The following is a 22,568-nucleotide window of genomic DNA, read 5'->3' as shown; positions in this document are numbered from 1 at the left end:
ACATAGAACACATAGGGCATCGTTGATTTACGAAAAAAGAGGCAATAACCATTGCTGATTATTGCCTTTCAGGGTAGGGTAAAAGTGTATAAATGCTTAAATCTGTGGCAATACAGGGCGTTTTGCTAATGAATCGTTGATTACCTTCAATACATGCTCGCGTTCTTCGCCTACCAATGGCAAGCGTGGCTGACGAACATACTCCGTTCCTAAGCCCGTAGCTACTTCGGCCAATTTGATATTTTGTACAAACTTCGTTGAAACATCTAAGTGCAACAGTGGGAAGAACCAACGGTAAATCTCGCGGGCTTCGGCGATACGGCCTTGTTTGGCTAATTCATAAATCACGACCGTTTCGCGCGGGAAGGCGTCCACCAATCCAGCAATCCAACCGTCAGCACCCATCAAAAGGCTTTCAAGTGCCAAGTCATCTACTCCCGACATGATTTTGAAACGCCCGCCCAATTCGTTGATAATATCCGTCATATAACGCACATCACCCGTTGACTCCTTCATGGATTCAAAGTGCGCATTTTGAGCCAAATCTTTGAACATCGGAATGCTTACAAAGGTCTTGTACGCCACGGGGTTGTTATATACCATGTACGGAAGGTCAGTAGCATCGGCGACGGTGTGCATGAAATGGAGTGTCTCGCGGTCGTCGGAAGGGTAGCGCATCGGCGGCAACAACATGATGCCATCAGCGCCCGCTTGCTCGGCTTCTTTTACAAAATTGACCGCTACTCGGGTGCTATTTTCGGCCACTCCAATCACCAACGGCACACGGTCAGCAATCACCTCGCGGGCCGCCGTCAAGAGGGTTAGTTTTTCATCGTAGGTTAGGGTACTATTTTCTCCTAACGACCCACAGATGATAATTCCGTGCACTCCTGCTTTGATTTGTTCGTCGATGTTGTACGTGAACATCTTGATGTCCAACGTTTCGTCCTCGAAAAACTTCGTCGTGACGGCGGGGTAAACTCCAATCCAGCTTGGTTTCATATTTTTGGTCTATTTCTTTTTGCTTGTTCCAATAATTACGACACAAAAGTACAAGCTATACATTCGTTGCTTTGGCTTAGATTAATACTTTCTGATACTATTTTGGTCAAAATCAGGCCGCGTCTTTGTTATACTTATTTTTGTAATCAATGGGCGACAGTCCCGTCACTTTTCTGAATACATCTCTAAATGCCTTCGTATCCGTATAACCTACGTCGTACATCACTTCGTTGACCGTTTTGCGGGTGAGTTCAAACTGTTTTTTAGCAACTTCCATTTTCACGCGTTGTAAATACTCCACCACCGTGTTATTAGTGGCTTTTTTAAACCGTCGTTCAAACGTCCTGCGGCCAATTCCAAACGTATCCGAAAGGTCGTCCACCGTAATTTTATCTTGGTAATTGGTTTCTATAAAGTCTTGTACTTTCTTGATTTCAAGATCTTCGTGCATTTTTTGACCCTTAAAAATGCTAAACGGTGATTGGCTATCGAGTCCAATATCGAGTACAAAAAACTTGGCTGCTAAAATCGCCATTTCTCGACCTGCGTATTTTTCCACCAAATGCAATAGCAAATTCCAATACGAATGTGCCCCACCGCTCGAATACAGACCTTTATGCTCCACGATTATTTTGTCGTCAGTGAGGGTAACGTCGGGGAACATTCGTCGAAATTCGTTGGCAAAAAGCCAATGCGTTGAGCATGATTTGCCGTTTAGCAGCCCCGTTGAAGCCAATAAAAACGCACCTAAACATAAGCTTGCCACCTCAGCCCCGCGTTTGTATTGGTCAACTATCCACGGAACCAAGGCTTGGTTTCGCTCTAAGGCGTGCTCGATATGCCCGCTAACGGCAGGCACAATGATGAGGTCGGTTTTGGGAAGGTCGCTAATAACGGCGTCGCAATGGATCGAAATTAGGCCATCGTTGAGTCGCACTTCTTTGGTCATACCCACCAATTGCACATTGAACAGCGGCGGGCGTCCTTGGCCTTTGATAAATTCATTGACGGCCGTAAACATATACCTTGGGTCAACGATAGCCGCAGAGACTGCCGTTTCAGGCACTAAAATCGAGACGTGTTTCATGGTAGAAGTTTTTTACAAAAGTACAAGCCGTCTGTGTCGGAATCAACCCCTCAGATTGTCGTTTTTACACAGCTTCGTTCATAAATTCCGTCTATACTTTTGCATTATCAATTAATCGCACAACACCCATGAAAACACCCCCTCTTTCCATTAATCTTTGGTTTAACGGCAATGCCGAAGAAGCTGTCGCATTTTACACTTCTATTTTTAGCGACGCTAGTACGGGTCGTATTACCCGTTCTGGAGACCAAGTACTCGCCATTGGCTTTGAACTAAATGGGCAACCCTTTGTAGCGCTCAACGGCGGCCCGCAGTTTAGTTTTAGTGAAGCTATTTCGTTCATCGTCAATGGCGAAACTCAAGACGAAATCGACTACTACTGGAAAAAATTATCGGCTGACGCTGACCCAAACGCCCAACAGTGCGGCTGGCTCAAAGATAAGTTTGGGGTTTCTTGGCAAATTGTCCCTACTCAGCTTAGTGAAATGCTTGGCAGCCCTGACCCACAACAAGCCCAACGGGTCTTAAACGCCTTGCTTGGAATGAAAAAAATAGACATTGCCCAATTGGAAGCTGCTGCAAACGCCTAAGTTTCGGAGACATGATACAACTCACGCCTTACCTCAATTTTGAGGGAAACTGTCGCGAAGCCATGCTGTACTACCAACAGTGCTTGGGGGGAGAACTACGGCTACAACCCGTGGCAGAGTCACCGATGTCAGCCCAAATGCCTGCCGAAGTTGGAAACCAAATCTTACATGCTGTCTTGGAAAAAGAAGGCAAAATCTTGCTTTTAGCCTCAGATATGCTTGGGAATAAACGGGTTGGAGGAAATTCAATCACCCTTTCTATTTATTTTCAGCAGCTCAACGAAACACAAGTTGCCTTTGAAAAATTAGCCCAAAACGGAGTAGTTACTCAACCTCTCCATCAAACGTTTTGGGGAGCAACGCTCGGAATGCTTACCGATAAATTTGGCAATCACTGGATATTTCACTTTTCTAAACACCCCAACTCATGAGCCCTAAAGCCCTAAAAATCAGCTACTGGACCACTACAATTATTTTTGTTTTGTTTATGACAATGGATGGCATTGGCGGAGTTACCCAACAAAAAGATGGACAAGAAGCCTTTAAAATGCTCGGCTACCCAATGTACCTTCTACTCATCGTCGGGTCGGCCAAACTGCTCGGCGTCATAGGCTTATTGCAAACCTATTCGTCCATCGTGAAAGAATGGGCTTATGCAGGTTTTACCTTCAATTTCATCTGCGCTGCTCTTTCGTGGGCGTTTGTGGGTGAGCATACGGCTTTTGCCATTTTTCCGTTGGTAGTACTAGCCATCATGGCCGCCAACTACTACCTCTGGAAGCGTTACCTTACTCTTCATTGACCCAATTCTCCCGCCGATTTTACGTACTCTCGGGGCGTCAGTTTGGTGATTTGTTTAAACTGACGGTTGAAATTGGATAAATTGCTGTACCCACATTCGAAGGCAATTTCGCTGACACTTTTGGTGGAGTCTTTGAGCAAACGACACGCGTGCTCAATGCGGACTTCGCTCAATAGTTCCGAAAATGTTTTGCGCGTGTGGGTACGCAAAAACCGACAAAAAGCAGGCGAAGTCAAATTAGCGACATTGGCCACGTCCTCTAGCGTGATGGGGTCGGCATAGTGCCCTAAGATAAAATTGAAGACATTTTCCAGCCGCTGTTGATCCACGGGCTGCTTCGGTTTTCGGTACGATGCCCCCGCCAAAAGCTCGTAGTCTTGCGACAACGTTAGAAAATCAAGAAAGGTCAGCAAAGCCGTAAATTGTTCAAAAGAACGTTTTTGGGCTATTTGTTCAAACTGATTTGTTACATCAGTAGGTTGCCCAAACCGCAGCCGCACCCCGCGCCTTGCGTCTTGTAAGATGGCGTGAATGTGCCGTAACTCTGGCGTTTTTTCAAAAAACTGCAAGAAAAATTCTTCTCTAAAAAAAAAGGTACACGCCTTTATTTGTAACTGCGCGTTTCGCTCAAAATAGGCAGGGTCGCTGAGGAGGACGTGCGGCACATCGGCACCCAACAACAGCAAATCCAACGGCTGAAAACGGTCGATGCGGTCGCCAACGACCAGCGTGCCCGTTCCTTCCAAAATGAGCGTCAACTGAAATTCGGGGTGAAAATGGAGTCGTTCATAAAAATGCGCCCCTTCGTCCACCTGCACCCGAAACGAGCGGTCGTCCACGGTTGGAACTCGAAATAGAAGTGCTTTCATTTGCCAAACGAATAAGTGACTAACACGGGTAAATGATCAGACGCGGTGGGCTCGTCCAGTACCTTATATTCTACGACTTTAAAAGGAGCTGAGGAGTGCGTCCAAAAATAGTCAATGCGTTTTCCATTGCCTGGGTACGTGGCTTGGGTTGAGTTAGCCCCTGCGTCGTTCCAATATTTGGTCAAAGCCTCTAGCGTGTGATTGTCGGCAGTAGCGTTAAAATCCCCTCCCAAAATCACGGGATAAATGCTATTTTGGAGGTTTTCGTTGATAATCGCTGCTTGTAAACCACGATTCAAGGCCGATTGGTGATCGAGGTGGGTGTTGCAAAAGCGAATTGATTTTCCTTCCGACAAGGGTACCAATGCACACATCAAAATGCGCTGTTCGGTTGAGTCTGGATTGGGTAACTTTAATTTTTGAACGTGCTCAATCGGCCGTTTTGACAAAATCCCCAAGCCGTACTTTCCTCCCTGCAAGTCAATCGCGGCCGAAAATGCTGAATGATAATCCGAAAGAAGCGACAAAATCCGCATCTGATTCAACTTCCCCGAGCGAGGAACTACGCTGTCTATCTCTTGCAACGCCACAAAATCAGGTTGGTACTCTTTCACCAATTCCACTACTCGCGTCAGGTTGGTTTTACCCACGTTATTTTCACCGTGGTGAATGTTGAACGTCATCACTTTTAGGGTGATGGGCTTTGCAGCAGGTTTTGCTTTGGTTCTTTGAGCCTCCGCACGTGCTAAACATCCCCAACAAATCAATAAATAAAGACTATATTTGAGAACTTTCACCGTTAGTATCTTTACCATTTATAACAGAAAAAACGTTAGTAATTCAACAAAAATACAACCTCTGCTGTGAAAACAAAGTATCTGCTTCTTTTCCTCTTTCTGACGCTCAGTCTTGCCATTCAAGCCCAAGTTTCTCGCATAGACAGCACAGCGGCGTTACTCAAAAAGTATCAGTTTTCGCACCTCAAACCGATTGTAGTAGGCGCCAACGGCAGGTATTATTACGGCGGGGTTCGTTTGCGCAGCAATTATTCGTTAGAAATCCCTTTTGGCGAACTCGACGACCCCGAAGTGAATCACTATTTTAAAAGTGCACGTGTCATTCGAACGGTCGGTACGGTGGTGTCGGTGCTTCCTACCATTTATTATTTAATTGAGGGTGGCTCAGCCAACGTAAGCCGTCGAACGTTTTGGGCTACTTACCTTGCTTCCATCGGCGTGTCGCTGACGGCCAATATCATTTCTACGTTAAAAATTCGCCGAGCAGTCAGTGTCTATAATACCCGTTTAGCACAACCCAGAATTGGCTTTTCGCTGCAAAATACGCCTTTGTCGCGGCCAGCAGTGGGGTTTGGAATCGCTTGGGACATGTGACACGTGCGAAAAGGCACTCATATCCTTTCCCTTTTTCTGCGTCAAAAGCGGGTTTTGAGAAACCCTTGCCACAACACGTGCGAAAGGATACTCATATCCTTTCGCCTTTTTCGGCGTCAAAAGCGGGTTTTGAGAAACCCTTGGCACGGGCACCGATGCGCTGGGCTACGTACAGCCCTGCCACAACGAGTGCTGTTCCTACAAACGTATGCCAAGAAAGAGGTTCTCCCAGAAAAAAAGAAGAGTACGTAAACCCAAAAACGGGGCAAAGGAAAAGCCACATAGAGGCCCTCACGGCATCTAAGCGAAGGAGATAAAACCACAACTGCAACGAAATGACCGAAACGGGGACAATCAACCAGCCTACTGCTCCCCAAAATTGCGCGTCCCAGCGGGTATGTTGCCAATCGGCAAAATAGATTGTAAAAGGCAGTAGCATAATTCCCCCCATCATTACTTGCCAACCGTTGATAAGCACGTTGGGTAATCGCCACGAGATACGGGCATAATATACACTCGCAGCCGATACCGACACGATTCCAGCCATCAGAATAGAAAGCCCGCGCGGCGTAGCAAAGCTATTTTGGAGCAAAGGCCAGGTAGCCAACCCTGCACCCGAAAGGCCCAATACAACCCCTAGGGCTTCGTTCCACTTGAGGCGGCGCTGTAGCCATATTGCTGATAACACAATGACAAACAACGGCCCTGTAGCCGTGGATAAACTTCCGATGCCCGCCGATACTTCGCGCATCGAAAGGACAAAGGCACTCAAATATAACGTTGTATTGAATAGGGCAAAAATGGCCAATTGCCCCCATTCACGTCCTCGTGGGAGTGTTTTTTCGCTATTGGCGAAGGTATATCCAAAAGTCAACATAAGCGTGCCTGCCAGCAAAAACCGAACATTGGCCAAAATGAGCGGGTCGGCCGACCGAATTCCAAATTTCGTTGCCACCGATGCCGACGCCCAAAGCATCGCAAAGAGGATTCCTATAATTGTATTTTTCATTGGTAAAACTTCCCGAAAGTTTGAGCTTTCGGGAAGTTGTTAAGGTCGTTTATCGACAGTTTTTCTTCCGCTCAGAGGCTGCTTCCGCATCGCCAATAGCTTCTCCTTTTTGCCACGTACGACAGGCTTCGTCCTTTTGGTTGTTATCGGCTTGGGCTTTACCTAACCAAAAATGAATTTGGTCGGTAGAAGGGTTTTGGTCATACGCTTTTTTCAATTCAACCAATGCCTCTACTTTATTGCCAGTTTGCATCCAGTACAACCCCAAATTACGATGTGCGTAGCTGTTTTGAGGGTCTTTTTCCAAAGCACGTTCAATCAACTTTTTTGCCTCTTCTGCTTTGTTCTGTAAAAGTAAGATGTAGCCTTTATTATTAAGGTAAATGGGATTGACGGGGTCGAAGTCCAAGGCGCGTTCTACCATTTTCACGGCTTGGTCGAGTTGGTTTTGCCGCGCAAAAATCAATGCCAAATTATTATACGCAAGTTGTTGTTGAGAATCAAGTTTCAGGGCTTTTTCAAAATCAACTTGGGCAGATTTAAAGTCTTTTTTTTCAAAATACGCTACGCCTCGGTTGACCAGTGCCTGTACGTTGGTTGCTTTCAATGCTACGGCGCGGTCATATTCTGCCAACGCTTGGTCGTAATAACCTTGGTTAAATTTCAAATCGCCCCAGCGGAGATAATAATTGGTGGAGTCTTGGTAATTCTTACGAATCTGTTCGAGGTCTGCGGCGGCCTGCGTAAACTCTTTACGGTCCACCAACGCCCCCGCCCGATTAAAATACGCCTCGTCGAGTTTTTTATCTAGTTCAATGGCTTTGTTAAAATCTTCTAATGCCTTTTCCGTTTCACCGATATGCAAGTAGGCAATTCCACGATTACAGAAGGCATCGGCCATATCACCTTGCTTTAGAATTGCTTCGTCATAGTAGCGAATCGCCTCGGCATATTCTCTTTTCTCAAGTTTAAGATTTCCTTTCAAAAAAAACTGAGCAGCCTCCGTTTGGCTTTGTTCGGAGCAGCCCACCCAACCTACGGCAAAAAAAATACAGAGCATAATGCTCCAGTGAAACCCTTTCATTTTATACAAAATCATCACAAAAAGTGGCTTAGTGAGAAATAAAGAGACTTTTGGCTACAAAGATACAGGCTTCTAACGTGCTTATCATTTCAAATAAAAAAAATACCAAAATTAAAATTCCATAATTAGACATACCCTTTTGGCACAGTTATTGTCTATCAATAGTCAACAACTTTATGGAATACAACCACTTAAACTCAGCTTATCGACACCACTTTACAAACTAAAACAACGTCATTTTCGTTTTATTTGTAACAGATTCTATTACTAGAATAATGCAAAAAGCCATGATAAGTAACCAACAAAATATACCAACAAACACGCACGAAGAGTGGCAGAAGTCCATTCCTGCGCAGGTATTCTTGAACCATTTTCGTAGTATAGACTACTACATCCGCCACACCACCCCATTAGAAGAGGTTCGCCAATTAAGTACCCTTCAACGCTTCAATCCCAAACGGGAAGGCGCACGCGTAGGTGCGGCAAAAAAATGGTTATTGCACGCATGGAGCGCCGAATATATGCTCAGAACCGCCGCCAATTACACCGACGAAAACTATCAAAAGCACTCCCTTCACTGGACGTTTCCGCAAGCCTACTATAGTGTCTTATACGGAGCCAAAGCGTTTTTAGCCATCCAAGGAATCGACGTGCCGATTGAAGCCGTCGTGGGGCAAATTATTAACGGGTACGTTGCCAAAGGGTGGTATCCTGAATCCATTGGATTTTATGTCGATGGGCCGCTAGGGCACTATACCTATCATCAATTACCGCAAACTACCGAGCCAGCATTGCTCCAACCGCTCGAAACGCCGAAACAAGCCGAAGCGCACATTGCTCAGTTTTTAAAGACAACGCGCGACTTACGCTTACGGGCTTACCGCCGCCGTTTACAAGCCAACCCAGAAAAAGCATTGCGCTCAAAAACTGGAAAAATTATCACCAAATTTGGTACAACGCACTGGGAAGAAATCGCTAAACATACGGGACCAACGACCTACTTTGACCTCATGAGTCGGTTGAAAATTTCGGGTACCCAGCGCGAAATTGAACGTTTTGTGGAAGCCGACATCGACATACCTAAGTTTCATCAGTCATTACTCAATATTGTGAAGTACCTCAACTTTATCCACGAATGTTATGTGGCCAAAGTAATGGGCTTAAAAGCCTATCAACAGTGGATTGAGGAATTGCCTTCGTACTTACGTCAGAGTTTCCTTCAACAGCGTTACGAAAACGGAATTATCCCCATCGTAAGTACTGTGACCAAATTCTAAGCCATCACGAGGTTTTGAGAAACCTCTTTCGTGGATTTGAGAATCCACGAGCACAAAAAAACCTCCCGAAAGTTAGAACTTTCGGGAGGTTGGTATTAAAAAACATCATCACCTGTGTAGTTGGGTACTCATACCCAACCCAGCGGTTTCTCAAAACCGCGTGAATCAAAAGCCTAAGACATCACAAGGATTTGAGAATCCACGAGCACAAAAAAAACCTCCCGAAAGTTTTAGAACTTTCGGGAGGTTGGTATTAAAAAACATCGTCATTATCTTCGTCCTCATCGGGTCCAGAGAACATACTGCTCAACAAGTCTTTGAAATGCAGTCCACGGTCCAACATCTGTTTACCAATGAGCGAGTGTTCGGCCATGCCGTGCAGGGCAAACTCCATCATAAATAGCTTTTCTTCCCGACTCAAACCACGGTGAAAATCATCCACCAAATCATCTAATCCTTCGATTGTCTTTAAACGGGCTTCGTATTCGCGGTTGGTGAGTTCGCTCAAAATATCCATTTCATTTTCCCCAAACCACTGCTGTATTTTTTGGAACGGGTTCTTCGCTCCTTTTTTCTTTTTGAGAGATTCGGGATTGGGGAAATACGTCAAAAACTGCGTACGAATCGCTTTGCCAATCAAGTTTTGAGCTACAATCACAGGGCCTTCTACTTCGCCTTCATAGACCAATTCTACTTTTCCGCAAATGGCAGGCACCGCTCCGTAAAGGTCTGAAATACGCACATAGGTTTCTTTTTCACCGTTGAGTAACACCCGACGTTCGGCCGCCGAAAGTAAGTTTTCAAAAGCCGCAATCGTCAAGCGTGCCGATACCCCACTTTTCGAATCTACGTATTCACTGTCGCGGGCTTCAAAGGCAATTTGCTCTACCAAGTCTTTCACAATTTCGTTGACTTTCACCATGCCTTTCTGCTCAGTTTTCACCACCGCTTCTTGCGCCGTAATTTTCTTCCCAATTTCGAGCGTTTTCGGATAGTGCGTCACAATTTGGCTGTCGATACGGTCTTTCAAAGGCGTCACAATGCTTCCACGGTTGGTGTAATCTTCGGGATTTGCCGTGAAAACAAACTGAATATCAAGGGGGAGGCGCAGTTTGAAGCCGCGAATTTGGATGTCACCCTCCTGCAAAATATTAAACAATGATACCTGAATACGAGCCTGTAAATCAGGCAATTCGTTGATAACAAAGATACAACGGTGCGAGCGCGGAATGAGTCCAAAGTGAATCACGCGTTCGTCCGAATAAGGTAATTTGAGCGTTGCAGCTTTGATGGGGTCAACGTCCCCAATAAGGTCGGCTACCGATACGTCGGGTGTGGCTAATTTTTCAGCATACCGCTCCTGACGATGTACCCACGCAATCGGCGTGTGGTCGCCTTTCTCATCCACAAGGTCGCGCGCAAAACGCGACAGCGGCTGCAACGGGTCGTCGTTTAGTTCTGAGCCTGCTACTACAGGAATGTATTCATCGAGCAAATTAACCATCAATCGCGCAATCCGCGTTTTAGCCTGTCCACGAAGCCCTAGCAGGTTGATGTGGTGCATCGACAAAATAGCCCGTTCAACGTCGGGGATAACAGTATCCTCGTACCCCCAAATGCCAGGAAAAACAGATTCTTTGGCCCGTAATTTCTCAATAAGGTTATCTCTTAATTCTTGCTTAATAGATTTGGGCTGGTAGCCCGCAGCTTTCAGTTCGCCAAGCGTGTGGAGTTGGAGAAGCTGTTTGGGCTTTAAATCGCGGTAGGCCATACGTTCTAAAGATTGGTTTGTTTCAATAGATAAGTAACAGCCATCGTATTTGAATAGTTTTGGCGCAGGGTTTAAAGTTTTTTCATCCTCCGTTTGGGTCGTGTTTTTTTCGCTACTTTTATGGCTTCGTATGATGGTCTCATACACAAACATTCATTTAGATATTTTACTACTATTTCTGTTACGCTGTGTCTTCAAAAACCTTTTTCTGCATTGATGCCCACACCTGCGGCAACCCTGTACGCTTAGTCGCAGGAGGCGGTCCTTTATTGGAAGGACGCAATATGAGCGAAAAACGCCAGCACTTTCTTCGTGAATTCGATTGGATTCGTAAAGGATTGATGTTTGAACCGCGCGGCCACGATATGATGTCGGGCAGTATTTTATACCCACCTCACGACCCCAAAAACGACGTTGCGGTGCTTTTTATCGAAACCAGCGGCTGCCTTCCCATGTGTGGACACGGCACGATTGGCACCATCACCATTGCCATCGAACATGGTCTTATCCAACCCAAAACCCCTGGCATCGTTCGGATGGAAGCACCTGCGGGCTTGGTACTTATTAGCTACGAGCAAGTAGGCAACAAAGTAAAATGGGTAAAATTGGTGAACGTTCCTTCGTACCTAGCTGCCGAAGGCATCGAAGTAGAGTGTCCTGATTTGGGAATGTTAAAGATGGACGTGGCCTACGGTGGGAACTTCTACGCCATCGTGGATGTGCAAGAAAATTTCCCTGGGTTAGAGCATTTCAAAGCCGAGCAGCTCGTCGGTTGGGCACGGGTTTTGCGTCAACGTATCAACGAAAAATACAGCTTCGTACACCCCAACGACCCTACTATCAATGGATTAAGCCATATTGAGTGGACTGGTGCAGTCATTGACCCTACCTCGTCCGCTCGAAATGCGGTTTTCTACGGAGATAAAGCCATTGACCGTTCTCCTTGTGGTACAGGCACATCTGCCCGTATGGCGCAGTGGGCAGCGAAAGGCAAACTGAAAAAAGGAGATACGTTCATCCACGAAAGTATCATTGGAAGCAAGTTCATTGGCACGGTAGAAGATACGGCCAAAGTGGGTGATTTTGAAGCTATTGTGCCTGGTATTCAGGGCTGGGCCAAAGTATATGGGCTCAATACCATCACCATCGACGACGAAGATGACCCGTACGCGCACGGGTTTCAGGTGATTTAAAGCCCCCTGCCCCCAATGGGGGAATTAATTAGGGTCGGGGTGCTTACACCCCGACCCACTTACTATTCAGGCGTTACGTAGGCTGCCGTGATACCTCCATCTACGAGGAACTCAGTACCCGTTACGTACGAAGATTCGTCCGAAGCTAAGTAAAGAACAGCATAGGCCATTTCTTTCGCTTCCCCAAAACGACCCATTGGGATGTGTACCAAGCGGCGTTGTTTTTTCTCTTCTGTATTCAAAAACTTCATCAACAATTCTGTGCGAAGTGGCCCTGGACAAAGTGCATTTACGCGGATGTTTTCACGCGCGTGAATAACTGCCAACTCGCGGCTCATGGAAAGAACCGCCCCTTTGCTTGCCGTGTAGGCTACTTGTGGCGTGGCTGCACCCAACAAGGCTACAAACGAAGCCGTATTGATGATGCTTCCACCTCCTGCCCGACGAAGCGCAGGAATGGCATATTTACAACCAAAGAACACCCCTTTTACGTTGATATTCATGGTCAAATCCCAAACTGATTCTTCGGTCGTAACGGCGTTGTCGTCGTCGCTGTGCATGATACCTGCGTTGTTGAAAACCACATTCAACTTTCCGAATGTTTGTTCAGCAACTGCCACCATGTTTTCACAGTCCGCCGCTTTCGATACGTCGGCACGTACATAGACCGCTTGTCCGCCTTGGGCTTTGATGAGGTCAGCAGTTTCCTGTCCCGCCGCGTCATTGACATCGGCTACAACAACCGCTGCTCCTTCTTTGGCAAACAACAATGCCGTCTCACGGCCAATTCCGCTACTTCCTCCAGTAATAAGGGCTACTTTGTCTTTTAAGCGCATGTTTTTAGAAATGTAATTATGAATTTAGATTGGTGTTATTAAAGTCTCATCTCCTTGGGAATCATCCCCATAAATGCTTTATAGACCCGTACCGCTCCCTCAGGGGCAGGGTGTTTGGGATCTCCCCAGCTTACTTTGTGCTCTTTTTTCCCTTTTTTGTAAATCAGGAAATACGAAATACGGCTTGGATGCTGAAATGTTATTTTTTCAAAATCAATGTCTTTCAGCGATTGAAACGCCGTAGCTACATTTTTGGGGGTTTGCCCACCCAATACCTCCAATTCTTTGGCGGAATTGATGCGGCGATAAATGCCTCCATCTTCCAACAAACGGTATTCTTTTTCCAAATTTCCGATGCTTTGCCCCACAATCAACTGTCCCCCCTCGTATGTAAAAGGGTGTTTAGAAACGGCAAAAGGCGTTGGTTTTGGAGGAGTGTCTTGTCCAAAAACCACCGAAATTATTCCAACAACCAACATGATTTGCATCAATACCTGCTTCATTGCTCTGTACCTAGCTAATTTTTAATTCTTCCAATGCCAACCATGTCATCAAACCTGGACCAATTTCTAATGCCGATTCGTCAATGTCAAACGTAGGCGTATGTACGCCCGAAACAATTCCTCTTGCCTCGTTGCGCGTTCCTAAACGGTAGAAACAAGCATCGGTTACTTGTGAATAAAAGGCAAAATCTTCACCTGCCAACCACAAATCAAGGTCAATCACGTTCTCAGCTCCCATGTACGACACCGCCGCTGCTTTGGTACGACGCGTAAGTTCGGGATGATTTTTGAGGTAAGGATAGCCTTTACGAACTTCCACGTCGCAGCTTCCGCCCATGGCTTCGGCCAATCCTTGCGCAATTTTGGTAATGCGTTTCCAGCCTTCTTCGCGCCATTCTTCATCCATACAACGGAACGTACCTTCTATATATACTTCGTTCGGAATCACGTTGGTTGCACCGTTGGCAATCACTTTTCCAAACGACAACACCGACGGCGCGGCAGGCTTACGGTTGCGGCTAATGACTTGTTGCAACCCAACAATGACGTGCGACGCAATCAACACGGGGTCGATGAGCGTATCGGGCATCGCGCCGTGACCTCCTTTTCCTTTTACAGTTAGGTACAATTCATCCGTACTCGCCATGTACATGCCTTCGCGGAAACCAATTTTGCCCACGGGAATATTGGGTGCTACGTGTTGTCCTAAAATACTCGCTGGACTAGGGTTTTGAAGCACTCCTTCTTTAATCATCAAAGAAGCCCCTCCAGGAATTTTTTCTTCGCCAGGTTGGAAAATCAACTTTACAGAACCTTCAAATTCGTCGCGGAGTTCGTGCAAAATACGCGCTGTCGCCAACAACGACGACGTATGCACATCGTGCCCACAAGCGTGCATTACACCAGGGTTTTGTGATTTATAAGGAACGTCATTGGCTTCTACAATCGGCAAAGCGTCCATATCCGCCCGAAGTGCCACTACTCTGCTGCCTGGATTGCGGCCTTCAACAAGGGCAACTACCCCCGTCGCAGCTACCCCTTCTTGGGGCGTAATTCCTATTTGTTTCAATTCATTGGCTACAAATTTTGCCGTATTGTACTCTTGAAACGATAACTCTGGATTGGTATGTAAGTAATGTCGGTTAGCCACGGTAGCGGCGGCGTAGGCCTTCGACAAGGCTTTGATTTTTTCTAACATGGTAATTAGTCTTAACTTTGACCAGACAAAACTACAAAATAGAACATCGGAAGACGCAGATACGGGCGATTTTCGCAGATAAATTCTATTTTTCTATACGCTGACGCATGAAAATCGGACTATTCTTCGGCTCATTTAATCCCATTCACATGGGGCACCTTATCATTGCCAACACCATGGCCACGGCGACCGACCTCGAACAAATATGGTTTGTGGTTTCGCCCCAAAATCCGTTCAAAAAAAACAAGAGTCTATTGCACGAGTTTGACCGATTCGACATGGTGGATCGTGCCATTTCAGATAACTCTAAACTCAAAGTAACCGACATTGAGTTTTCGATGCCTCGTCCGAGCTATACCATTGATACTCTGACGAAATTGCAAGAAAAATTCCCACAACACACCTTTAAATTAATCATTGGAGAAGACAATTTAGCGCAATTTAAGAACTGGAAAAACCACGAAGCTATCCTTCAATATTATGGTTTATACGTTTATCCACGTCCAAATTCCGCTCCTCACGAATTTGGCAATCACCCTGCCGTACAATTCATTTCGGCCCCGCTACTCGACATATCCGCAACATATATTCGTGATTGTATCAAAAACAATCGTTCTATTCGGTACATGGTGCCTGACATTGTCGAAGAAATGATTTCAAGGAAGAAATTTTATATTTGACAATATGCTTTGAAATACATTACTTTGCAGCGATTTTGAACCAAACTTCTCACAAAAATGTCAGAGATTGCAAGCAAAGTAAAACAAATTATTGTTGACAAATTAGGCGTAGATGCAGCCGAAGTGACTGATGAAGCAAGCTTCACAAACGACCTTGGTGCGGATTCGCTTGACACGGTAGAATTGATCATGGAATTCGAAAAAGAATTCAACGTATCAATTCCTGATGACCAAGCTGAAAACATCGGTACTGTAGGTCAAGCAGTAAAATACCTCGAAGAAAACGTCAAATAAGCATATTTTTTGTAACTTATAGATCCATTTTATGATTCTAAAGCGAGTGGTAGTGACAGGTATGGGTGCATTGACGCCCATCGGTAACACACTATCGGAATACAAGGAAGGGTTGTTTAACGGTGTCAGCGGAGCTGGCCCCATCACCCGATTTGATGCGACCAAATTCAAAACCCGCTTCGCTTGCGAAGTGAAGGGACTTGACATGGCCCAGTTTATTCCTCGTCAAGAAGCTCGTAAAATGGATCTTTTTACACAATTTGCTGTCGTCGTTGGCGATGAGGCGGTAAAGGATAGCGGGCTAGACCTTGAGAAAGAAAATCTCGACCGTGCTGGGGTTATTTGGGGTTCAGGAATTGGAGGTCTTAAAACGTTTGAAGAGGAAGTGCTTTCTTTTGGGAAAGGCGACGGTACTCCGCGTTTTAATCCGTTCTTTATTCCTAAAATGATTGCTGACAGCGCTTCGGGGATTCTTTCGATGCGTCACGGATTCCGTGGGCCTACTTACGTAACCGTTTCGGCCTGTGCTTCTTCTAACAACGCTATCATCGACGCTTTTAACTACATTCGTTTGGGCAAAATTGATTTTTGCTTGACGGGTGGGTCAGAAGCAGCCGTTACGCAAGCTGGTGTGGGTGGATTCAACTCCCTCAAAGCCCTTTCGGAACGTAACGACGATTATTTAACGGCATCTCGCCCGTACGATCAAGACCGCGACGGTTTTGTGTTGGGCGAAGGCGGTGCAGGATTGATTCTCGAAGATTATGACCATGCGATTGCTCGCGGAGCTAAAATCTACGCGGAACTTATTGGTGGTGGTATGTCTTCGGACGCGTATCACATCACTGCTCCCCACCCTGATGGTATCGGCGCTTATTTGTGTATGAAAAATGCCCTAGAAGACGCTGGCATCAACCCTGAGGACGTGGACTATGTAAATACCCACGGAACATCGACACCGATTGGAGACCCTCAAGAAATTAAAGCGATTGAACGACTTTTTGGCGAACATGCGTACAAACTCAACATCAGCTCAACCAAATCAATGATTGGGCACTTGTTGGGCGGAGCAGGAGCTGTTGAAGCGGTGGCGTCGATTCTGGCTATTCAGCACGGAATTATCCCGCCAACCATCAACCACTTTACGGATGACCCAGAAATCAATCCTCGCTTAAACTTGACATTCAATAAAGCGCAAGAACGCGAAGTGAAAATTGCACTTAGCAATACTTTTGGCTTCGGTGGACATAATACTTGCGTCATATTTCGTAAATTTGAAGGATAAAATTCATCCCAATTGCCTACGGTATTAAATCCCATAATTGATTTCTTCAAGCCTGGGAACTTATCCCCAGATAAGAAGTTTAAAAAGGCCGTGGAGCTAATCATCGGCGCAAAACCTTCCAATATAGAGGTTTACCAGTTAGCTTTTCGCCATACTTCAGCGTCTAAGGAGACGTCGATTAAGGGATTTAGAGAATCGAACGAGCGTCTTGAGTACCTCGGCGATTCGGTATTGGGCATGGTCATTGCGGAATATCTCTTCAAAAAATTCCCTTACAAAGACGAAGGTTTTCTTACTGAAATCCGCTCACGAATCGTAAATCGTGAGACGCTCAATGGCATTGCCCGTAAAATCGGGCTCGACCGTCTGATTGAATTTGACGGCAACCGTCGGGGAATGCCTCCCAACTCTTCTATGTATGGCGATGCCCTTGAGGCACTCGTCGGAGCGGTATATTTGGACAAAGGATTTCGATTTACCAAGAAATTCATCACCAAAGAGCTCCTTACCCACTACGACCTAGACGCGCTTATCAATAATAACGCCAACTTCAAGAGTCGCCTTATCGAATGGGCGCAACGCGAAGGCAAAGAAGTGCGTTTTTCGATTGTCCAAGAAAATGGCAGCCGTCACTTCCGCGAATTTATTTCACAAGTGACCCTCGATGGTGAAGTTTTCGCCACGGGCAACGGCTATTCTAAGAAAAAAGCCGAACAGTCGGCCGCCGAAAAAGCTTGTGAGGCGCTGGAATTGAAATAATTTCTTACCATAATTATATATGACCCATAATTTAAAATTACTCATATATAGCTTAATGGTCTTCTTCTTGCTATCATGCTATGATAAGTCTGTGATTGTCATAGATGAAAAAGTAAGTTCAGAATTAGATTTTTTATCTTTAAATCAAGACCAAATACACTCTGAGCATAGGTTTTTTAGGGAGTTTATTCCAGCTAAATACGCCAATCTTACCAAGAATAGTATTCTTATAATTGAGACTAAAGCTTATCACGAAAAAAAACAAAAATCAAACCTCTCGCTTTTAAAGCAAAAAATTTCTGAGTATGAGCATTCTCAAGATAAGTTATTCATATACAATGGAATAGAAGTACCAAGTGAAAAAATCAAAAATTTAAAAAATATAAATTTTTCTGATTTAGAAGTTTTAGAAATTTTAAATCGCAAAAATGCTCAAGCTATTTATGGCCATAAAACCCAGAAAGAAAATATAATAATAAATACCAAGAATCCAGTAAAAGATTCAATACTCCCCTAACTACTATTTTACAATAAGTACCTTACCTGCTCTTGATTGAAGCTACTGGCTAACTTTTATTATGAAAAGGCTGTAAGCCTTGGAATAAGCGACACGAGCAGTGACGCTCGCGCCATCGGTAAGAGGCGACTTGTCTCCTACAGTACTTGGTCACTGTATTTGTCCAGGTTATCCTGCTCCAGTAATTGAAATACAAGACAGTTTTGTAAGAGGTTTAGAAACCGCAAACTTGGAAAGTACAAAACAAGCTACAGCATTCCTTTTGGCAGTAGCACTACTCCATGAAGTAGTTCACTATGGAAATGCTATTTTGGGCAAACAAGAGCCTGGAGAACTGTGGGCATATTCATTTGAGAATGAAGCATTTGGAGCACATATTACTAAGCAAAACGCTAGCCAGTATGTTTATGAATTTTTTAAAAATTAAAATAGTCACATTTTTCCTGATGCTTTTAAAAGCATCAGGAATTAACCTATATTTTTACTTAATTATTATTAATATGAAAACAATTATTTTTCTTTTAAGTACAATAGGAATATTATTTGGTTGTCATACCACAAGCACAACTACGACCGAAATGGTTTACGCTGATTCTGTAAAAGTCATTCAAACTATATTCCAAGATTCGATTTTAATTAATAAAGTAAAGGTAGCTTCTGTACCTCCTACTTTAGTATTCAGCAAAATAATACGTAAGAAATGGCCATTGAAAATTTTAAATAAGGATATTAACTACAATGCAAATTTTGTAGATTCCATTGAAAATAAAATTATGAAAGCGTCTGATTTGCCTTTAAATTTACTGGCGGTTACTGGCTTTACTCAATTAAAAAAAGATGAGTTAAAGGTGACAGTAAGGCTTGTTGGAGGAGGGTGGGTATTGCAATACATATTAAAAAAAGACGAGTCTAGTCAATGGAAGGTAGTTAGTTGTATAAAGAGTTATATTTAACAGTTGACACTCTCTTAATACTCAGGTCAAACGCATTAAAAAACGGCCTCAGCGAGGCTATATGTACAAAAAGACAAACAAATTTCTCCCAAAAGAAATCCATCGAGGCAACTGATGTTCGCTGAGAGAGGTCACTGAGCGTCGGCTACCCCGATGGGGCTTGATTTCTGACCTGATTCATTTTGGCTACTAAGATATAGCTCCTCTGGAGCAATAATACTAGCTAGCTGTTTGTTTTAATGAGTTCAAACAGTTACAAAGCCTTTAACCAAATTACTCTTATAAAATACCTATTTAGAGTGTCGTGAATAAGAGATTTAAAAAAATAGCTTTTGCTCTCCTTTTTGTAGGCTTTTTGATAGTAGTGGCTTACCGTTGGAACTATGGGTTCTGGCCTCCTAGAAATGCTCATAAAGTAGTTAGTCAAATCTCAAAAACAAAGCTTCCAGCGGACTCAAAAATTATTTTCTTTCACGAAGGAGAAACGAATTTCCTTATGGATGATGAGTATATTGTAGCACTGTTCGAGGTTAATGACCGTTCATTTTTTGAAACTTTATACCATACAGGTCATTTTAAACCATTGACAGATTCAACAATGACTCAGTTGCCTATTCCCATGAATATAAAAAAGAACTATTTTTCTCAAAGGGGATTAAAAGGAAAATTTGAGTTAAATAGTAATGAGAAAGGTATTACTTCCTTGTTATTAGTTGATGAGAGTAGAGGCTATTTCTTTCTTTTTTTAGAACATTTATAGGAAAATACTTTTTGCTCAGCGAAGTTTATCGGCTGGAAGCCTTGGAATAAGCGACACGAGCGGTGACGCTCGCGCCATCGGTATTGGTTATATCTAGTACAACTTGCAGCATGAAAATAATTATCGTTCTCTCTATAAGCTTCTTGGTGATTCAAAATGCCTTTGCTCAGAAAAAGAGTAAAGCACCTTACTTTTCTCGGGAAGTAACTATTAAGGACAGTGTTACGCTTACCATTTTTAATCAATACATTGACAAAGTACAGAAGAAAAAAGAAAAAGTGGTTCACGTATCTATTGGCGCGGTCAAAGACACGATTTATTACCGTTTTGAAGCCGTTGCCACTTTTGAAGCGATTACGGATTATTACAAGCCCTTTTTTTTATTCGAGCACAAAGGCTACTATTTTTTGATTGATAACGGGGTAGGCCGTATGTTTCAAGGAAATGAGCAATTTCCCAACCACATAACGAAAAAATTGAAGAAACACCTGATGTGGGGTTATACAGAAAAAGATACAGGCGGTGGAGTGAAAGAGGTTTCGATGCTATCGTTTGACCCTCCTGTCATGTTTGCGACCTATTCGCGGGGTGGCGTGAAAATTCGATGGAATGGGCTTTGAGTTTATCGGCTAGAAGCCTTGGAATAAGCGACACGAGCGGAACGCTCGCGCCATCGGAGAAATAGTAGTCACTCGTGAGACACGAGCGACTACTCAAATTTGTGCTTTGGTACTTAAAACACGAAGCCAAAACGCACTGCCATTCGGTTATAAACGCGGTTTTCCCACTTCTCTATTTCGCCCCACCCCAAAGGCTCAGTGGACTTGGCGTGTTGACGCTTGTAGCTCAGGGACAGCAACAACGCACTTCCTGATTTTAAGCCAAATTTTAAGCCTAACCCTGGGCTAATCATCATTCCGCCGTCGGTTTTGTAGCCCGTTGCGTCGGCATGTAGCCATTGAAATCCGTAACCTGCATCCAACATTCCCAACAAGGTCACGTTGTTTTTACTTTTGGCCAAGTCGTAGCGGATGCCTGCGGCAACGGGCATCAATAAGGCCGATTGGTACCAATCCAGTCCCGTTGTGAGCCCCACGGCCATGCGTGGTTTGAGTTGGACTCCGTTAAACGTTTGCAACGTTAAACTAAGGCGATTTTCGACTTGTTGCTGAACGGGAACGCTCCACGGAATATCATACACCACTCGTCCAAACAACCCGCCTACTTCCGTCATGTTGACGTAATGAGGCTTAAATTGTGCAGAGGCAGTGATTGTACAAGCTAGTAAGCAGATGAATATCAACCCACTACGCCATTGTTTCAAAGAATTTATTTTAGATGCTTCCAGCATGACAAAGTGGTTTAAATTTCAACCCGTTTTACAGGAATTTTACTGATTTGACGAAGTCCTGAAGCGTTTGAAACGTCAAACTGATACAGCCCGTCCTTGCCAATCATCAAAAGCGTTTTGTTCGACAATGGAATCACGTCGTACGCATCCATGTCTTTCAGGTGTTGAAGTTGTTTTACGTCAAAATCATTGGCAATGTTCAATGATTTAAGTCCGTGCGTGCCTTCACACAAGTATAAATTAGGATAATCAACGCCCAAGCCGTGGGGGTTTTGCATTGGATACGATTTCAACAAGCGAGGAGTCCGCAAATCGGTAATGTCAATCACGTCGAGTTGATTTAGCCCACGATTACAAGTAGTACCCGACCGCAACGTCACGTAGGCACGGTTATCGGTCACGACCACGGGGTCGCACGACATGGCGTGTTGGAACGTCGATAGGTGTTGCGGGTTTTCAGGATTACTGTTGTCATAGATAAACATTCCCGTCGTAGAACCAATGAAAAGTTTGTCACGGTACGGGAAAATGGTTTCGATTCCCCAACCCAATCGGATTTTTGTCGAAGCCTTGGGTTGCGATGGTATGCCAATATCAAACAGCTGCATATCGCTTTGGCTGACGGTGTATAAGTATTTGTCATACAGCGCAAAACGTGCCATCGAGCCCGCTTGCCCTTGCGCATTTGAATTGGAAGGAACAGTGCTCGACTGAAGAGCAGCACGGCTATCCATCGCAAAAAATGTTCCTCCCCACCACGAACCATTGCTATTTTCGCAGTTGGTTTGAATGGTTTCGGTAACAATCTGCATATTTTGGTCCTGAATCGCTCCCGTGGTTGTGTTGAGCGACCACCAAGCGCCATCGAATTGACCCGTCTGAAACACATCTTTTTGACGACTTATTTCTTTCACTTCCAATGGGTTAGAAATATCCAACGCCACTAAATCAGAATAGCTGTCGGCGTACAAAATATTCCCACGGACGGCCATGTCGCCATTTCCAGGAATGGTAATAAATGAAATGATTTTGGGCGCGGCAGGGTTAGAATTATCAATGATGTGTAAGCCTTTTTTTTGCTCGTTGATAAATAGATAATTTCCTTTGGCGTAGATTTTCCCTGGAGTTTCCAGTTCATGTGCCGTTTCGGTACGTACGCCTTGACGAATTTCAGCCAATGAAATGGTCACAGGCGTGAAGCGTTTGTACTTACGCGTTTCGGTACAGCGGTCGGTGCACGACCATTGTGCGAGACCAACAATAAAAAGAATAGGTAAAAGTAAACGTCTCATGGCAAACGGGGGGTTTAAGGTGTTTATACCCCAATGACGCTTTTCAATTTCATTGCGTTGGAACG

Annotated in this window: 27 protein-coding genes; 15 read left to right on the top strand and 12 right to left on the bottom strand. The window is 44.5% G+C overall.

Annotation, left to right across the window (positions count from 1 at the left end):
• Positions 1-96: 96 nt before the first annotated feature.
• The gene (locus DTQ70_RS28360) at positions 97-1,002 is read right to left on the bottom strand and encodes a dihydrodipicolinate synthase family protein (RefSeq protein WP_122933939.1); all 906 of its coding nucleotides are present in this window, start codon (positions 1,000-1,002) and stop codon (positions 97-99) included.
• Positions 1,003-1,114: 112 nt separating this feature from the next.
• The gene (locus DTQ70_RS28355) at positions 1,115-2,089 is read right to left on the bottom strand and encodes a GlxA family transcriptional regulator (RefSeq protein ID WP_122933938.1); all 975 of its coding nucleotides are present in this window, start codon (positions 2,087-2,089) and stop codon (positions 1,115-1,117) included.
• Positions 2,090-2,217: 128 nt separating this feature from the next.
• Here DTQ70_RS28355 and DTQ70_RS28350 point away from each other — a divergent pair, with 128 nt between their 5' ends.
• From DTQ70_RS28350 to DTQ70_RS28340, 3 genes are read left to right on the top strand one after another with little or no spacing between them, the layout of a single operon-like run.
• A complete protein-coding gene (locus DTQ70_RS28350) occupies positions 2,218-2,679 on the top strand; it encodes a VOC family protein (protein ID WP_122933937.1) in 462 nt (153 codons plus the stop codon).
• Between the two features lie 11 nt (positions 2,680-2,690).
• Complete coding sequence (locus DTQ70_RS28345) at positions 2,691-3,110, top strand: VOC family protein (protein ID WP_122933936.1); 420 nt, start codon at positions 2,691-2,693, stop codon at positions 3,108-3,110.
• Positions 3,107-3,481 carry a DoxX family protein gene (locus DTQ70_RS28340; protein WP_122933935.1) on the top strand — a complete coding sequence of 125 codons (375 nt, stop codon included), beginning with the start codon at positions 3,107-3,109 and terminating at the stop codon, positions 3,479-3,481. Before DTQ70_RS28345 ends, DTQ70_RS28340 begins: the two co-directional genes overlap by 4 nt.
• On the opposite strand, the gene DTQ70_RS28335 is transcribed toward DTQ70_RS28340, so the two are convergent.
• Together DTQ70_RS28335 and DTQ70_RS28330 are read right to left on the bottom strand one after the other, a co-directional pair.
• Positions 3,475-4,350, bottom strand: a complete 876-nt coding sequence (locus DTQ70_RS28335) for an AraC family transcriptional regulator (protein ID WP_122933934.1) — start codon at positions 4,348-4,350, stop codon at positions 3,475-3,477. The two genes, DTQ70_RS28340 and DTQ70_RS28335, sit on opposite strands and share 7 nt — an antisense overlap.
• A complete protein-coding gene (locus DTQ70_RS28330) occupies positions 4,347-5,165 on the bottom strand; it encodes an endonuclease/exonuclease/phosphatase family protein (protein ID WP_122933933.1) in 819 nt (272 codons plus the stop codon). The genes DTQ70_RS28335 and DTQ70_RS28330 overlap by 4 nt, the downstream gene beginning before the upstream one ends.
• Positions 5,166-5,213: 48 nt before the next feature.
• On the opposite strand from DTQ70_RS28330, the gene DTQ70_RS28325 reads away from it, so the two are divergent.
• Entirely contained in the window at positions 5,214-5,741 is a 528-nt protein-coding gene (locus tag DTQ70_RS28325; protein WP_122933932.1) for a hypothetical protein, read from the top strand.
• A 91-nt stretch (positions 5,742-5,832) separates the two neighbouring features.
• Here the strand turns inward: DTQ70_RS28325 and DTQ70_RS28320 are convergent, their stop codons facing one another.
• Together DTQ70_RS28320 and DTQ70_RS28315 are read right to left on the bottom strand one after the other, a co-directional pair.
• Positions 5,833-6,750 (bottom strand): DMT family transporter, encoded by a 918-nt coding sequence (locus tag DTQ70_RS28320; RefSeq protein ID WP_122933931.1) that lies wholly within the window; start codon positions 6,748-6,750, stop codon positions 5,833-5,835.
• 49 nt (positions 6,751-6,799) lie between these two features.
• Positions 6,800-7,834, bottom strand: coding sequence for a tetratricopeptide repeat protein (locus tag DTQ70_RS28315; RefSeq protein ID WP_164490254.1), 1,035 nt, complete (start codon positions 7,832-7,834; stop codon positions 6,800-6,802).
• A 287-nt stretch (positions 7,835-8,121) separates the two neighbouring features.
• Between DTQ70_RS28315 and DTQ70_RS28310 the strand changes: the two genes are divergently transcribed.
• Complete coding sequence (locus DTQ70_RS28310) at positions 8,122-9,111, top strand: hypothetical protein (protein ID WP_164490253.1); 990 nt, start codon at positions 8,122-8,124, stop codon at positions 9,109-9,111.
• A gap of 253 nt (positions 9,112-9,364) precedes the next feature.
• Here the strand turns inward: DTQ70_RS28310 and DTQ70_RS28305 are convergent, their stop codons facing one another.
• Positions 9,365-10,882 carry a magnesium chelatase gene (locus DTQ70_RS28305; RefSeq protein WP_122934594.1) on the bottom strand — a complete coding sequence of 506 codons (1,518 nt, stop codon included), beginning with the start codon at positions 10,880-10,882 and terminating at the stop codon, positions 9,365-9,367.
• Positions 10,883-11,070: 188 nt separating this feature from the next.
• Between DTQ70_RS28305 and DTQ70_RS28300 the strand changes: the two genes are divergently transcribed.
• Positions 11,071-12,075: a 4-hydroxyproline epimerase gene (locus DTQ70_RS28300; protein ID WP_122933928.1), complete on the top strand. Its 1,005-nt coding sequence runs from the start codon at positions 11,071-11,073 to the stop codon at positions 12,073-12,075.
• A gap of 62 nt (positions 12,076-12,137) precedes the next feature.
• Here DTQ70_RS28300 and DTQ70_RS28295 read toward each other — a convergent pair whose 3' ends face one another.
• The 3 genes from DTQ70_RS28295 to DTQ70_RS28285 are packed head-to-tail and all read right to left on the bottom strand — an operon-like array spanning position 12,138 to position 14,612.
• On the bottom strand, positions 12,138-12,911 hold the full coding sequence (locus DTQ70_RS28295) for a glucose 1-dehydrogenase (protein WP_122933927.1): 774 nt from the start codon (positions 12,909-12,911) through the stop codon (positions 12,138-12,140).
• A 38-nt stretch (positions 12,912-12,949) separates the two neighbouring features.
• Positions 12,950-13,414, bottom strand: a complete 465-nt coding sequence (locus tag DTQ70_RS28290; RefSeq protein ID WP_122933926.1) for a hypothetical protein — start codon at positions 13,412-13,414, stop codon at positions 12,950-12,952.
• Between the two features lie 10 nt (positions 13,415-13,424).
• The gene (locus DTQ70_RS28285; RefSeq protein ID WP_122933925.1) at positions 13,425-14,612 is read right to left on the bottom strand and encodes a M20 family metallopeptidase; all 1,188 of its coding nucleotides are present in this window, start codon (positions 14,610-14,612) and stop codon (positions 13,425-13,427) included.
• A 107-nt stretch (positions 14,613-14,719) separates the two neighbouring features.
• Between DTQ70_RS28285 and nadD the strand changes: the two genes are divergently transcribed.
• The 9 genes from nadD (at position 14,720) to DTQ70_RS28240 (ending at position 20,480) form a co-directional block, all read left to right on the top strand.
• On the top strand, positions 14,720-15,292 hold the full coding sequence (gene nadD, locus DTQ70_RS28280) for a nicotinate (nicotinamide) nucleotide adenylyltransferase (RefSeq protein ID WP_122933924.1): 573 nt from the start codon (positions 14,720-14,722) through the stop codon (positions 15,290-15,292).
• 57 nt (positions 15,293-15,349) lie between these two features.
• Positions 15,350-15,586, top strand: a complete 237-nt coding sequence (locus DTQ70_RS28275; protein WP_028522122.1) for an acyl carrier protein — start codon at positions 15,350-15,352, stop codon at positions 15,584-15,586.
• Between the two features lie 31 nt (positions 15,587-15,617).
• The gene (gene fabF / locus DTQ70_RS28270) at positions 15,618-16,871 is read left to right on the top strand and encodes a beta-ketoacyl-ACP synthase II (protein WP_122933923.1); all 1,254 of its coding nucleotides are present in this window, start codon (positions 15,618-15,620) and stop codon (positions 16,869-16,871) included.
• 12 nt (positions 16,872-16,883) lie between these two features.
• Positions 16,884-17,630, top strand: coding sequence for a ribonuclease III (gene rnc / locus DTQ70_RS28265; protein WP_122933922.1), 747 nt, complete (start codon positions 16,884-16,886; stop codon positions 17,628-17,630).
• A 19-nt stretch (positions 17,631-17,649) separates the two neighbouring features.
• Complete coding sequence (locus DTQ70_RS28260) at positions 17,650-18,147, top strand: hypothetical protein (RefSeq protein WP_122933921.1); 498 nt, start codon at positions 17,650-17,652, stop codon at positions 18,145-18,147.
• A gap of 130 nt (positions 18,148-18,277) precedes the next feature.
• The gene (locus DTQ70_RS28255) at positions 18,278-18,574 is read left to right on the top strand and encodes a hypothetical protein (protein WP_164490252.1); all 297 of its coding nucleotides are present in this window, start codon (positions 18,278-18,280) and stop codon (positions 18,572-18,574) included.
• 73 nt (positions 18,575-18,647) lie between these two features.
• Positions 18,648-19,100, top strand: coding sequence for a hypothetical protein (locus DTQ70_RS28250; protein ID WP_164490251.1), 453 nt, complete (start codon positions 18,648-18,650; stop codon positions 19,098-19,100).
• A 304-nt stretch (positions 19,101-19,404) separates the two neighbouring features.
• Positions 19,405-19,860, top strand: a complete 456-nt coding sequence (locus DTQ70_RS28245) for a hypothetical protein (protein ID WP_122933918.1) — start codon at positions 19,405-19,407, stop codon at positions 19,858-19,860.
• 110 nt (positions 19,861-19,970) lie between these two features.
• Entirely contained in the window at positions 19,971-20,480 is a 510-nt protein-coding gene (locus DTQ70_RS28240) for a hypothetical protein (RefSeq protein ID WP_122933917.1), read from the top strand.
• 113 nt (positions 20,481-20,593) lie between these two features.
• Here DTQ70_RS28240 and DTQ70_RS28235 read toward each other — a convergent pair whose 3' ends face one another.
• Together DTQ70_RS28235 and DTQ70_RS28230 are read right to left on the bottom strand one after the other, a co-directional pair.
• Complete coding sequence (locus tag DTQ70_RS28235; RefSeq protein WP_122933916.1) at positions 20,594-21,211, bottom strand: hypothetical protein; 618 nt, start codon at positions 21,209-21,211, stop codon at positions 20,594-20,596.
• Between the two features lie 11 nt (positions 21,212-21,222).
• Positions 21,223-22,503, bottom strand: coding sequence for an LVIVD repeat-containing protein (locus tag DTQ70_RS28230; protein WP_122934593.1), 1,281 nt, complete (start codon positions 22,501-22,503; stop codon positions 21,223-21,225).
• Between the last annotated feature and the right edge of the window lie 65 nt (positions 22,504-22,568).

Source organism: Runella sp. SP2 (assembly GCF_003711225.1).
Lineage (GTDB): Bacteria > Bacteroidota > Bacteroidia > Cytophagales > Spirosomataceae > Runella.
This window is presented reverse-complemented; position numbering and strand designations above follow the sequence as displayed.

Bases quoted from the DNA above. Each gene is read 5' to 3' on its own strand.
- DTQ70_RS28360 (WP_122933939.1), bottom strand. From the start codon at position 1,002: ATGAAACCAAGCTGGATTGGAGTTTACCCCGCCGTCACGACGAAGTTT.
- DTQ70_RS28355 (WP_122933938.1), bottom strand. From the start codon at position 2,089: ATGAAACACGTCTCGATTTTAGTGCCTGAAACGGCAGTCTCTGCGGCT.
- DTQ70_RS28350 (WP_122933937.1), top strand. From the start codon at position 2,218: ATGAAAACACCCCCTCTTTCCATTAATCTTTGGTTTAACGGCAATGCC.
- DTQ70_RS28345 (WP_122933936.1), top strand. From the start codon at position 2,691: ATGATACAACTCACGCCTTACCTCAATTTTGAGGGAAACTGTCGCGAA.
- DTQ70_RS28340 (WP_122933935.1), top strand. From the start codon at position 3,107: ATGAGCCCTAAAGCCCTAAAAATCAGCTACTGGACCACTACAATTATT.
- DTQ70_RS28335 (WP_122933934.1), bottom strand. From the start codon at position 4,350: ATGAAAGCACTTCTATTTCGAGTTCCAACCGTGGACGACCGCTCGTTT.
- DTQ70_RS28330 (WP_122933933.1), bottom strand. From the start codon at position 5,165: ATGGTAAAGATACTAACGGTGAAAGTTCTCAAATATAGTCTTTATTTA.
- DTQ70_RS28320 (WP_122933931.1), bottom strand. From the start codon at position 6,750: ATGAAAAATACAATTATAGGAATCCTCTTTGCGATGCTTTGGGCGTCG.
- DTQ70_RS28315 (WP_164490254.1), bottom strand. From the start codon at position 7,834: ATGAAAGGGTTTCACTGGAGCATTATGCTCTGTATTTTTTTTGCCGTA.
- DTQ70_RS28310 (WP_164490253.1), top strand. From the start codon at position 8,122: ATGATAAGTAACCAACAAAATATACCAACAAACACGCACGAAGAGTGG.
- DTQ70_RS28305 (WP_122934594.1), bottom strand. From the start codon at position 10,882: ATGGCCTACCGCGATTTAAAGCCCAAACAGCTTCTCCAACTCCACACG.
- DTQ70_RS28295 (WP_122933927.1), bottom strand. From the start codon at position 12,911: ATGCGCTTAAAAGACAAAGTAGCCCTTATTACTGGAGGAAGTAGCGGA.
- DTQ70_RS28290 (WP_122933926.1), bottom strand. From the start codon at position 13,414: ATGAAGCAGGTATTGATGCAAATCATGTTGGTTGTTGGAATAATTTCG.
- DTQ70_RS28285 (WP_122933925.1), bottom strand. From the start codon at position 14,612: ATGTTAGAAAAAATCAAAGCCTTGTCGAAGGCCTACGCCGCCGCTACC.
- nadD (WP_122933924.1), top strand. From the start codon at position 14,720: ATGAAAATCGGACTATTCTTCGGCTCATTTAATCCCATTCACATGGGG.
- DTQ70_RS28275 (WP_028522122.1), top strand. From the start codon at position 15,350: ATGTCAGAGATTGCAAGCAAAGTAAAACAAATTATTGTTGACAAATTA.
- fabF (WP_122933923.1), top strand. From the start codon at position 15,618: ATGATTCTAAAGCGAGTGGTAGTGACAGGTATGGGTGCATTGACGCCC.
- DTQ70_RS28260 (WP_122933921.1), top strand. From the start codon at position 17,650: ATGACCCATAATTTAAAATTACTCATATATAGCTTAATGGTCTTCTTC.
- DTQ70_RS28250 (WP_164490251.1), top strand. From the start codon at position 18,648: ATGAAAACAATTATTTTTCTTTTAAGTACAATAGGAATATTATTTGGT.
- DTQ70_RS28240 (WP_122933917.1), top strand. From the start codon at position 19,971: ATGAAAATAATTATCGTTCTCTCTATAAGCTTCTTGGTGATTCAAAAT.
- DTQ70_RS28235 (WP_122933916.1), bottom strand. From the start codon at position 21,211: ATGCTGGAAGCATCTAAAATAAATTCTTTGAAACAATGGCGTAGTGGG.
- DTQ70_RS28230 (WP_122934593.1), bottom strand. From the start codon at position 22,503: ATGAGACGTTTACTTTTACCTATTCTTTTTATTGTTGGTCTCGCACAA.